Origin of the sequence: Weissella kandleri (assembly GCF_001438705.1) — a bacterium.
Lineage (GTDB): Bacteria > Bacillota > Bacilli > Lactobacillales > Lactobacillaceae > Weissella > Weissella kandleri.
Window position 1 is genome coordinate 174027 of record NZ_JQBP01000002.1, and the last position, 12595, is coordinate 186621.

At 41.1% G+C, this 12595-nt stretch carries 10 protein-coding genes and 1 riboswitch; all 10 genes read left to right on the top strand.

The window, feature by feature from the left end; translation table 11 throughout:
* Positions 1–58 precede the first annotated feature (58 nt).
* The 10 genes from IV73_RS02465 to IV73_RS02510 all read left to right on the top strand — a co-directional run bounded on the left by IV73_RS02465 (position 59) and on the right by IV73_RS02510 (position 12577).
* Positions 59–1750, top strand: a complete 1692-nt coding sequence (locus IV73_RS02465; RefSeq protein ID WP_236697720.1) for an ArnT family glycosyltransferase — start codon at positions 59–61, stop codon at positions 1748–1750.
* Between the two features lie 356 nt (positions 1751–2106).
* Positions 2107–4680 carry a YhgE/Pip domain-containing protein gene (locus IV73_RS02470; RefSeq protein ID WP_057754399.1) on the top strand — a complete coding sequence of 858 codons (2574 nt, stop codon included), beginning with the start codon at positions 2107–2109 and terminating at the stop codon, positions 4678–4680.
* A 90-nt stretch (positions 4681–4770) separates the two neighbouring features.
* Positions 4771–4867, top strand: a riboswitch (TPP riboswitch).
* A gap of 94 nt (positions 4868–4961) precedes the next feature.
* A complete protein-coding gene (gene thiM / locus IV73_RS02475) occupies positions 4962–5723 on the top strand; it encodes a hydroxyethylthiazole kinase (protein WP_057754402.1) in 762 nt (253 codons plus the stop codon).
* A gap of 18 nt (positions 5724–5741) precedes the next feature.
* Positions 5742–6536: a bifunctional hydroxymethylpyrimidine kinase/phosphomethylpyrimidine kinase gene (gene thiD, locus IV73_RS02480; RefSeq protein ID WP_057754405.1), complete on the top strand. Its 795-nt coding sequence runs from the start codon at positions 5742–5744 to the stop codon at positions 6534–6536.
* A 17-nt stretch (positions 6537–6553) separates the two neighbouring features.
* On the top strand, positions 6554–7207 hold the full coding sequence (gene thiE, locus IV73_RS02485) for a thiamine phosphate synthase (RefSeq protein WP_057754408.1): 654 nt from the start codon (positions 6554–6556) through the stop codon (positions 7205–7207).
* Positions 7197–7808: a thiaminase II/PqqC family protein gene (locus IV73_RS02490; RefSeq protein WP_057754410.1), complete on the top strand. Its 612-nt coding sequence runs from the start codon at positions 7197–7199 to the stop codon at positions 7806–7808. Before thiE ends, IV73_RS02490 begins: the two co-directional genes overlap by 11 nt.
* Before the next feature lie 357 nt (positions 7809–8165).
* Entirely contained in the window at positions 8166–9734 is a 1569-nt protein-coding gene (locus IV73_RS02495) for a bifunctional metallophosphatase/5'-nucleotidase (protein ID WP_057754413.1), read from the top strand.
* 55 nt (positions 9735–9789) lie between these two features.
* Positions 9790–10857 (top strand): ATP-binding cassette domain-containing protein, encoded by a 1068-nt coding sequence (locus IV73_RS02500; protein WP_057754416.1) that lies wholly within the window; start codon positions 9790–9792, stop codon positions 10855–10857.
* On the top strand, positions 10850–11743 hold the full coding sequence (locus IV73_RS02505; RefSeq protein WP_057754793.1) for a carbohydrate ABC transporter permease: 894 nt from the start codon (positions 10850–10852) through the stop codon (positions 11741–11743). Before IV73_RS02500 ends, IV73_RS02505 begins: the two co-directional genes overlap by 8 nt.
* Before the next feature lie 12 nt (positions 11744–11755).
* Positions 11756–12577 (top strand): carbohydrate ABC transporter permease, encoded by an 822-nt coding sequence (locus tag IV73_RS02510; RefSeq protein WP_057754418.1) that lies wholly within the window; start codon positions 11756–11758, stop codon positions 12575–12577.
* Positions 12578–12595: the final 18 nt, after the last annotated feature.

Sequence of the window (12595 nt, forward strand, 5' to 3'; positions counted from 1 at the left end):
CATCATACAAACTATGATGTTGTACGTATTTGCCATGTTTAATTATTTAAGGGTGGGAATGCGCTTGGTGATTATCTTAGGTGCCTGTTTGTTTGTTTTTGGGCTGCTGATGTTATTCTTAAAAAAATCAGATGTAGCTAGGGAAGGGTTACATTATTTTGATTTTTGGATGTTCTTTTTTGGAATTGTATTTGGAATTGTTATCTATAATAGTCCTTTGATTCACTACGATAATTATTCACACTGGGCGATTATTGTTAAATATTTATTTACTCAAGGTCATTTACCTGTATCTAGTGATCAAATCATTTCGTTTACATCATATCCGCCGGCCATGGCTTTATTTATTACGCAATTTGTAACATGGTTGGGCTTTAGTGAAGGCGGTATGCTTTTAGGTCAATTTATTGTCATATGGGCGGGATTATACGGTGTGTTTTCAGTGGTACGAGATCGAACACGAGCAACGATTACTTATGTTCTTTGTTTAATTCTTGCGTTATTAAACGTTTTTAACATATCTATTCGGATGGATAATCTATTAGTTGATTTTGTGATACCGGTTATCGCTGCAGCTGGTTTTGCGGCAGTTTATACTTATCGGGAAAAACGTTGGTTACAGTTGCTTTTAACCTTTTTATTTAGTAGCGAGTTGTTGTTAATTAAAAATTCAGGTGCAATGTACGTTGTAATGTTAATGGCATACTTAATTTATAGTATTGTACATGATGTTCAAGGAAATTGGTTCAAAAGATGGGCTTTTGGATTTGGAGAAGCCTTGGTTCCATTAGGATTAAGTTATTTATTATTTTTCTGGTGGAGCCAGCATGTTCATACGGCTTTCCAAGCAGTTTCAAAGCATGAGATTAGTGTGCAAGCTTATCAAGACCAGCTTAATAGTGAAAGCACTGCAACGATTAGTAAGATTGGACACAAATTTTTAGAACAGATATTTAGTTTTAATTCGCTTTCAACTAAGGGTGTGATATTAATTAATTTCGTGTTAATTATTTCGTGGATTATAATCCGGCTCTTTTTGAAAAAGAGAAGTCATTTATTTTCTAGTTTAATAGCGATTGATGTAAGCTTTGTTATTTACTATATTAGCGTTTTTGGAATGTATATTGTGTCGATGCCTTATGCTGAAGCAATCAATCTCGATGGATCGGAACGTTATTTATCAAGCATGGTGATGCTAAATATGTTATTAGCAGGGATGGTAATTGTTAATGCTATGGATACATCTATGTTTGAGATTGATATTAAAAAACGGGGGATCCGTTCTTATCAATCAATTTCAACTAAAAAGTTATATCAAACTAGTGGAATAGTTCTTACTGCTTTTGCAACAATCTTGATGTTTTCTGAAATTAACGGTCTGAAATTCAATCAAGCCTTAAATAAAGACGCATTACCCGTCCAATTGTCCAAAATGACTTCACAGAATATGCGATATAACGACAATCAAGTTTTATTAGTTGATATTCACCCCAACGATGTCCAGAATATGTATGCTGGGTATGTAGGAAAATATTATTTCTATTCTGACAACGTAATTGCTCGAGAGAATTTTATGATGTCTAATGCAGAATTTGAACATGTTCTTAATCATTATCAATATGTCGTTATCCCAGAAGAACATGCTACTTTCACAACAATGATGAAGCATGTATATCATCAAAAGATTACACAAGGAATCTTTAAGGTAACTAAGGGTGGTCTAGTTCCTGTGGCGAATATTCCTGAATAAAATTTAGGCATAATGTATGCCGCCTAAAATGATAGTTTCAATTTGAATTAAAACAAAGCGCTTTACCATTTGGATTATCCGGTGGTGAAGTGCTTTTAATTTCGTATAGACAGATGGACAAGCCGTCTTTTAAAATATAAATAAGGCTAAATAAAGAAATGATTTATTTTTGGACTTAAATGACTTGAGGGTCGAAAAATTTCGTTTTTCATAAGTAACCGTTTTCGTCAAAAAACTTAACGAAATTTAAAGTTTACGGTTGTTTTTCGGTTCAAACTATACTACCCTAGTTAGAGTTATTATTTTATTTATTATTGCTTTTAAATAGCAGGAAAGAAAGAGAGAGTATTTCAATCATGAAAATGATTAAAAATGAATTTAAGTTTATTTTCAAGAATAAACTCATTGCCATTTCATTACTCGCGATTATGTTCATTCCATTTATGTACAGTATTTTCTTCTTGAAATCTGTATGGGATCCATATGGAACAACGCAAAATTTGCCAATTGCGGTGGTCAATAAAGACCAAGCCGTTGAATTCAATGGGCAAAAGATGCACGCGGGCGATGATATGGTCAAGGAATTACGGAAAAATAAGCAGCTTGGTTGGCGCTTTGTTTCCCCTGAAAAGGCGGAACAAGGTATGAAAGACCAAGAATATTATTCAGTAATTACCTTACCTGAGAACTTTTCAAAGAATGCAACTTCCGTTTTAGATAACGAACCAAAGAAGATGCAAATTCAATTTAAAACGAATGATTCTTTGAATTACATCGGAGAAGTTATCAGTGAAGTCGGGGCATCAACCTTAAATACGCAAGTACGTCAAGCAGTCACGACGGCCTATGCCAATACGATGTTTGATCAAGTCAAAGAGGCTGGTAAAGGCTTTAAGGACGCCGCAACGGGGGCTCAACAATTAAATGATGGGTCTGTTGCTTTGACCGACGGATTAAAAGTCTATACTTCAGGGGTTGATCAAGTTAATGACGGGGTGATGACCTTAAAGACGGGCGTCACACCGCTAGCTAGTGGTGTCAACCAATTAGCTGCTGGTTCAGGACAGTTGAACACCGGATTGCAGACCTTAAATGGTAAAACCGGTGAATTAGCCGCTGGGACCCAGCAATTGGAAGCTGGATCAGAAGCATTACAAACTGGGCTAGGTCAATACACGAGTGGGGTTGGAACACTCAGCAATGGTCTTGGTCAGCTTTCAAAAACTGGTAATGACTTGAATATTAATGGTCAGGTGGTTAAGTTGGCCGATGGAGTTACTGCATTACAAGCTGGGAGTTCGCAAATTGATGCTGGCTTAAAGGCGATGCAAAAGAAGTTAGATGATAATCCGACTTTGGCATCAGATCAAAAGTATCAAGAAGCTTTAGCTAGTTATCAAGCAGCCCAAAAGCAATTGCAAGGCCTGCAAGATACTTTTGCTCACTTGGACATTGCTTTGCAACCAATTATCGACAAAGTGGCTGGGCAAGATTATAGTATCAAGGCGCAAGATATCATCGATACCGAAAAAGCGGCTGGCGTCACCTTTCCTTCAGATAAAGAAGATCAGATTAAAGCGGGATTGACGCAACAGTTGAAAGCTAGTGCTGTTGATGAAGCTAATCAAATTGTGGCTGGAGTGGCTACGACTGTGCAAGGTCAAGTTTCAAGTCAAGACTTGCAAAAGTTGGCAGATGCGATGCAACAATCTGCAGTGATGTTGCAAAGCTTGAAGCAGATTCAAACGGGATTAGATGGCGTACCAGGTGACGCGAAAAATCCTGGCTTAGTTGCTGGCATGGATACGTTGAAACAAGGGATTGAGGATTTGCAGGATGGCACGAAGAACATGCCAGCATTAATGCAAAAGTACACGGCATCAGTTGACGCCTTGGCTAGTGGTTCAGCTCAATTGAATCAGAAGTCTGGTCAATTAAACAGTGGGGCTCAGCAATTAGCGAATGGAACGCAACAGTTGAATGGGCAAGTACCAGCTTTGACTGGTGGCGTTAGTCAATTAGCTAATGGTTCACAGGCCCTCTTTGGTGGTTTGAGTCAAATGCAGGCACAAATTCCAACCCTAACGAATGGGGTTGATCAATTGGCCTTAGGAACCAACCAATTAGCGGGTAACTCGAGTGCCCTTTTGGATGGTTCAAGTCAATTAGCTGATGGTAGTGGAGTGTTAAGTAAGGCCTTAAAGGCTGGTTCAGATCAAGTTGGCTCAATTAAATTGGGTCAGAAAAATGCCGAACAGTTTGCCGCCCCTTCAGAATTGAAGCATTCACATTATAGTAATGTTCCAAATTACGGACATGCTTTGGCCCCATATGTTTTGTCAGTCGCTTTGTTCGTTGGAGCAATTGTCTTTAACTTTGCTTTCCCAATCCGTAAGATTTCAATGACTGGACAATCAGCCACGGCATGGTTCTTCAGCAAAATAATGGTTGGTGGAATTATGGCCGTTGCAATGGGCTTGATTGAACCAGGTTTGATGATGCTAGCTGGTTTGAATTTTGATCACCCAGCGCAAGTCTTTACGATTTCGGTGATGTATGCGTTGGCTTCAATGGCAATTGTTATGTTCTTGTCAATGGCTCTTGATAACCCGGGCCGTTTCTTGGCGATGGTTCTCTTGATGTTGCAATTGGGTGGCTCTGGTGGAACTTTCCCAATGGAAGTTACAAACCACTTCTACAATGCCGTCCATCCATATTTACCAATGACGTATTCAATTCTTGGATTACGTCAAGGAATTACGTCTGGATTGGGATCTGAACAAATCAGTCAATCAGTTATTATTTTGACAATTTTCACTTTGATTGGTTTGGTCTTGCTTTGGCTTTCAATGGTGGTTTTGCAAAAGAAGGGCTTGGCTGGCAAGTCACAACTCGATAACAATCAAGAATTACAAGCTGTTGAGCATTAAGCTTAATGGTTGAAGCATAGGTGCACGGTGCCTATGCTTTTTTTTTCGAAAAAAATATGCTAGACTAAAGATGTTTCAATAATTAAATAAAAGATCCACTAGGGGAGCATATGTGCTGAGACGGGAAACCGGACCCTTTGAACCTGATTGAGTTAAGACTTGCGGAGGAAAGTGATGAATCGAATTCGGGTAGACCCTATCAATTTATCGCAAGAGCAGTTGATGGGGTCTTTTATTGACTGGTTTAAAAAGGTGGTCGAGGAACGAAGGAGGATTGAAAGATGTTAATTGAGCGAATTCGGGCAACGCAGCCTATGGTGTTAAATTATGCTAATACAGTCACGCAACAGCGGGTGGCTGATAGTATTAGTATGTTGGGGGGCTCGCCATTAATGACCCAAGCCTTGCCAGAAATTGAGGAATTAGTTGCGGCAAGCCAGGCTGTGGTGATCAATTTGGGAACTTGGAATGCTGCCGGCATGGAATTGATGTTACAGTTAGGAAAATCAGCGAATGCTCAGGGGGTTCCCGTTGTTTTGGACCCTGTGGGCGTGGGCTTACCACAACGTAGTCAAATGGTGCAGCAATTATTGCAAGCGGTTCAATTTACGGTGATTCGCGGCAATGCCGCTGAAATTGCTTGGTTTGCCCAGGTTAAAGGGCAAGGTAAGGGCATTGATGCTGCTCAGGATGTAGCGGTTGATGGAACAATTGCTCAACAGGCGAGTGAACGGACGGGCGCCGTTATTTTGCAATCAGGTCCTGTTGATGTCATCGCCGATCGTGATCATTGGGTGACTCAAACCCGTTCAAACCCGATGTTGGCTCAAAATGTTGGGATGGGGGATGTGTTATCTAGTTTGACCGGCTGCTTTTTGGCTGTGGCAGAAGATTCTTTTCAAGCGGCTGTGGCGGCTGCGCAATGTATGGCGGTCGCTGGCGCACGGGCCAGTCAGCGTATTGGACAACATCCGGGGCAATTACCAGCCTGTTTACTTGATGAATTGAGTTGGATTGATGATGCAGCATTAGATTTAGATTGAAATTAAGGAGGCAGAACAATGATTCAAGTACCACAAGTTGCAACAATTGCAGGTATCGATTCCAGCGGTGGGGCCGGGGTGAATGCTGATTTAAAGACTTTTCACCAAGAGCGTGTCTATGCCGCTAGTATTATTACCGGGGTCACGGCACAAAACACACTGGGGGTCCAAGGAATCCAGCCGATTGATACGCAAATAATTGCACAACAATTTCAAGCGGTGTTTGAAGATTTGGAAATTAAAGCTGTAAAAACGGGGGCTTTATTTGATGCAGAACGGGTTGAGGCAGTTGTTGCCGGCTTGAAGCGTTACCCGGTTTATCATTTGGTGGTGGATCCGGTTATGGTGGCCAAAGGGGGGGCAACTTTATTAGAACCCTTAGCAATTCAAAAAGTTAAAACGAGTTTGTTTCCTTTGGCAGAACTGATTACACCGAATTTAGCGGAAGCCGAAACTTTATTAGGCCGGCAGCTAACGCAAAGTGAGACGATTGAAGCCGCCGCTTTGGAATTACAAGCGATGGGTCCAAAAAATGTTTTGATTAAAGGTGGGCATTTCGCTGGGACAGAAGTTAGTGATGTTTTGCTAACAGCTGATGGTGATTTTCATTGGTACACCAGTCCGCGAATTGATACGGTCCGCACGCATGGGACAGGGGATACTTTGGCCGCCTATATTACGGCTAAGTTAGCGCAAGGTCAAGCTTTAACGACGATTATGCCCCAAGCGAAAGCGTTCATGCAGGCAGCAATTGGCGAGAGTATTGCTGTTGGTCATGGTCACGGACCATTGAATCACTGGGTTGCTGGTTAACAGCGGGAGGTTTCAAGATGGAGAAAGAACGTTTGGCGAGGTATTTAGTGGCAGGACCACAAGACTATGCGCAATTGACCTTGGCGGAATTTACCGAACGGATTGTGACTTTGATGCAGGCAGGCATTACGCTTTACCAATTTCGGGATAAAGGCTATACCTATCAAAATGCAGACGAGCGCTTACAGTTAGTGCAAAAATTAGTGCACTTGGGGCAACAATTCAATGTGCCCGTGATTATTAATGATGATTTAGATTTAGCTTTGACCGTACAAGCCGCTGGCGTGCATGTGGGACAAGATGATTTAGCGATCGAGCAAGTTTTACGGCATAAATCAGCGAATTTTTGGGTGGGCCTCTCAGTCCGCAATTTAACCGAAATGAAAGCTGCACAAGCATTAGCTGTGGATTACCTTGGAGTCGGGCCATTGATGCCGACGCAGACGAAGGTAGATGCGGCACCGGCATTAGGGTTAAGGCGGTTGAAAACGTTGTTGGAACATAACCATCATGCGACCGTAGGGATTGGTGGCATTAAGTTAAGTGATTTAAAAAGTTTAGCCCAGTCCGGCTTAGATGGGGTGGCAGTGGTGTCGTTGTTGACCCAGGCGCCAGACCCGGTGGCAATGGTGCAAGCAATGCGAAAGAGTTGGCAAACAAATGCAAAATAAGATAACAATATTAGGACAAATTGAGCAGAACGCATTTATTCAAGGAATGGTAACTGGGGAGCTCACCCAAAGGCAGCGTGATTATTATGTGGCGCAAGATCAATATTATTTACAAGCATTTGATGCATATTTTGATCAAGTCGTGGCTCAAGTTGCACCGCAATGGCAAATGCAATTGCCGGTTTTGGGTGAAGCAGAGGCGGATGCTCATGCCACATTACGTCCTGGGTCAGGTGTTGCAAAAATTGCAAAAGATTCCGTGAATCAGGATTATTTATTACATTTAAAGCTGGCTTTAGACGACAAGTGGCAGCCCTTATCCGGACTGGTTGCTTTATTGCCATGCATTGAATCATATTATTTAATTGCGGTTAAATTTCAACAACAAGCGGCTACCACGTATCATGGTTGGTTTGATTATTATGCGGGGCTTGAATATCAGCAATTAGTTGAATGGTTTTGGCGGGTTATTAATGCTGACTTACAACAAGTTTTGCCCCAGTTGACCGCTGACGATTGGCATGGTTTGCAAAAGATTTATCAGCAATCATATCAAGATGAATTTAATTTTTGGCAGGTGGCCGCGCAAGCTGCAGAATAAAATCGAAAAAAGCATAATTTTAAATCATGGACCCATGGGGTTGATGATTTTTTATTTACTATTAAGCGATTAAAAATTAATTTGAGACTTTCGGTTATTAATTTTTGCAGATTTTCAAAGAAAGGCTTTAAACCGACGATAACGGCAAATTTTACAAAATTATAACAAAGCGTTATTTTTGGATAAATGTATCTTTTGGCGATTAAATAACTTTTAATGTTCGTATTCTGCTTTGTCAAGGGTTATTTATAATTAAATAACGCTTGAAAAGTTCGCTATTTCCTAGTAAAATAATTAGTGGAATAAATTTATTTTTTATCAAACATAACGCTAAGTTAACTTGCAAAGGAGGGGCGCATGCGGATTAAGATACTATCGACTTCCGACGTCCATGGCTATTTACAAGCAGATGATTTTCGCCGTCCATTAACGAATCAAGCATTGGGCTTAGAAAAGGCGGCAACGGTTTTAAAATCGGAGACCGAACAAGATGATCAGCTGGTAATCCGGATTGAGAATGGTGATTTTATTCAAGGTTCACCGTTTATGGAGTATTTGACGCTACAGCCGGTGACGCAGACTCGCACATTTTTCAACCAGTTGAGTCAAGCTCTGCAATATGATGTGCATGTTTTAGGTAATCATGAATTTAATTATGGGCGGACCTATTTAGAACAAGTTCTGCAAGATTTACCAGTTTTGAATGCTAATATTCTCGATGAAACGACACAACGTCCCTTTTTAGGCGAGCCTTACCGGATCTTTAAACAGCATGGTTATAAGGTTGGGGTAATTGGTTTGACGACCAAGTTTATTCCACATTGGGAGACGGCCGAACATATTCAAGGTTTAGTTTTTGCCGATCCGGTCGACGTTGCTAAGCAATATATTCAAGAGCTTAAACCGCAAGTTGATGTGATTGTCATTGCCTATCATGGTGGATTTGCCGAAGATTTAACAACTGGTGAGAAGTTGGAACGGGTGACTGGGGAAAATCAAGGGTATCAATTACTGCAATTATCAGACGTAGATGCTTTGGTTACGGGGCATCAGCATCGCCGCTTGGCAGAAGTAGTCGCTGGTGTACCAACGACGCAACCTGGATATCGCGGTGAGGACGTGGGCGCGATTACTTTGGATTTGAATACCAAACATCAGGTGATCGATGCCGATGCGCAATTGCTTGATAGTGGACATGCCGGTGTTGATGAAAAAATACATACATTAACCCAGATAAAACAAGCAAAAGTGAACAACTGGTTGGATCAACCGGTTGGGCATGTGGGTCATAATATGTTAATTCACAATCATAAACAAGCTCGTCTATACGGTCATCCCTTTGTTGAATTAGTAAATCAGGTGCAGATGGCATATGGGCAAACTCAAATTGCCAATACTGCGCTTTTTAATAATGAAGTGCGTGGGCTTGATGACATGGTGACACGGCGCGATGTCATGACCAATTACATTTATCCGAATACGTTAGTTGTGGAACGCTTAAGTGGTCAAGATATTAAAGATGCGTTGGAAGTTAGCGCGCGTTATTTTCAAGTGAATAGCCAGCAAGAATTAATTATTAATCCGTTGTTTTTACACCCTAAAACACAGCATTATAATTATGATCTTTGGAGTGGGATTGAATATACTTTGGATTTAAGTCAACCGATGAATCAACGCGTGCAAAAGGTGACGGTCCAAGGGCAACCACTTGATTTAAAACAAAAATACGAAGTGGCATTAAATAGCTACCGGGCTGGAGGCGCTGGAAATTATCCGATGTATCGGCCGGATAAAATTGTACGTGAGGTGCAACAATCCACATCAGAATTAATAATCAATTATTTGGTGCAGCATCCCCAGCTAGAAATTTCTCAGCCGCATAATATCACAACGATTGGTTACCAACAGGTGCAGCCTGAAGAATAGCTGATTTAATCTCGAAATGAACGCGAAGGAAAATAGAGAAAGTAGAGGAAACGTTTTGGAAGTTACGTTTAAACATGTCACGTTAACCTATCCGAATGGGAGCGAAGTGCTTCATGATATGGATTTTGAAATACCGTCTGGGCAATTAATTGCTTTATTGGGACCTTCCGGTGGTGGTAAATCGACAACCTTGAATTTAATCTCGGGGTTATTGCAGCCCACGAGCGGGGATGTCTTGTTTGGCCGGGAAAATGTTACGAAACAAGATGCTTTGCAACGGGGCGTGGGAATGGTTTTCCAAAATTATGCGTTGTATCCACATATGACGGTGTTAGAAAATATTATGTTTCCCATGAAAATGGCGAAAATGCCCAAGGCTAAGCGTCGCCAAAAAGCGATAGACTTAGCAAAGTTGGTTCGAGTCGAATCGCAAATCAGTAAAAAACCAGCGGCGTTATCTGGTGGTCAACAACAGCGGGTGGCGATTGCACGTGCCTTAGCAAAAGAACCGAACTTGTTGTTGCTTGACGAGCCATTATCGAATTTAGATGCGCGTTTGCGTGTCGAAATGCGCCAAGAAATCCGCCGTATTCAGCAAGAAACCGGCGTTACGACGATCTTTGTGACTCATGATCAAAGTGAAGCTATGCATATTGCTGATCAAATTATGGTTCTAAATGATGGCGTGATTCAACAATTTGCGCCAGCCCAAACCTTATATACTGATCCAACCAATCAATTCGTAGCAAGTTTTATCGGTGAACCGGCCTTGAACTTGATTCCTGCTCAAACGTTGGCTGATGCCTTACCTGCTGTTTTCGGTCAAGCAGCCAAAAGTGTGCAAACGTTGGGGATTCGACCGGAAGCATTTGCTTTACAGCCAACGGACGATCCGTTCTTGCAAGCACGGGTGGAAGTCGTGCAGGAGCAACATTTCGGGCGTGAACAGCAGGTTCAATTACGGTTAAATGATCAGCTTTTGGAAGTGACCGATTTAGGACCGGTGCTCGCATTAAATCGGCCTTTGATGACGTATATTAAGTTGCCATATTTATACGGCTTTGATGAACGAGGTAAGCGGATCTATCCACATTTTAATGAGGTACCAGCATATGATGAATAATCATAAACCAACACTTAAAGAGAGTTTAAAAGGATGGTTGTATGTTTTACCATTACTTTTGATTATTGGAGTCTTTAATTTATACCCGATTGTCTCAAGTTTTGCCATGAGCTTTTTTACCGAATATAATTTTTTCACCAATGAGGTTGGAGCCCTCGGACTAAATAATTTCACGACGATTTTTAGTGACCCAACGTTCCACGATGCCCTGGAAAATACTTTGATTTTTGTTGTGGGAGTGGTACCAGTTGAAGTTATCCTGTCATTGTTGATTGCCACTTTGTTGAATCAAATTAAATGGCTGTCTAATCTTTTCCGCACGATTTACTTTTTACCATTTGTGACGTCAGTCGTCGCCATTTCCATGGTGTGGCGGTGGATTTATAACAAAGATGCTGGTTTGTTAAATGTTTTATTGGGTTGGATTGGGATTAATCCTATTGATTGGTTAAATGATCCGCATTATGCGTTGTTGGCTCTGATTATTTTGGCTATTTGGAAAGGTTTAGGCTTTAATATCATGCTATTCTTGGTAGCATTAAATAATGTTGATCAAAGAATCTACGATGCAGCTCATTTAGACGGAGCAAAACCCCTGCAACAATGGTGGCATATTACAGTGCCGATGATTTCACCAATGACCTTTTTGGTAACGGTTAATGCGGTGATTGCTTCATTTAAAGTGTTTGATGAGGTTTATGCATTGTACGGCGGTCAACCTGGACCTGCTGGCTCAGCGATGACGTTAGTTTATTATCTTTATCGCGCTTTCTATGAACAAAATAAATATGGGCAAGCGGCAGCCACTGGGGTGGTGTTGTTTATCTTAATTTTGTTAGTGACCTTGGTGCAAATGTGGTTTAGTAAAAAGCATGTACATTATTAAGGAGTGAAAAAGATGAAAAAAACAATCAAACAAGTCGTTGTTTATGGTCTTTTGAGCTTAGGCGCGATTACCATGCTGTTGCCTTTTTTTTGGATGATTAGTACGGCTTTTAAAACCGGGTTTGAATCCTTACAAACGCCGGTGACTTGGTGGCCTAAGCATTTAGTCTGGGAAAACTGGGTGAATGCTTGGTATGCTGCACCATTTTTACGTTATTTAATCAATTCCGTGATTGTCGCGGCGGTGACCACTGTCGGGCAAATTTTCACCGCGATTTTAGCGGCGTTTGCCTTTTCAAAGCTCAATTTTGCGGGTAAAAATCTTTTATTTACGATTTTATTAGCAACGATGATGGTGCCAGTGGAAATGTTAATTATTCCCAATTTCGTGACCCTTTCGCAGTTTCATTTAATTAATACGTATGGGGCGTTAATCTTACCCTGGTTGGGCAGTTTCTTTGCTGTCTTTACGTTACGCCAAAGTTTTAATACGATTCCAGATCAGTTATATTATGCTGCCCGGATTGATGGGGCCAGTGATTGGCAATTTTTGTGGTCAGTGCTAGTGCCTAATGCGAAATCTTCGATTACAGCAATCGGATTGCTCCAAGTAATTGGTTCGTGGAATTCATTTATGTGGCCGTTAATTGTGACAAATAGTGAGACGATGCGGACGTTACCGGTCGGGCTACAAGCTTTTTCAACAGATTCTGGAATTAATTATCCTGAATTAATGGCGGCCTCAACCTTTGTGATTTTACCAATGGCGTTGCTATATATTTGCTTCAATAAATACGTCGTTGCTGGGATTAGTAATAACGGTTTGAAAGGTTAAAAGAGGGATCACTTTAGG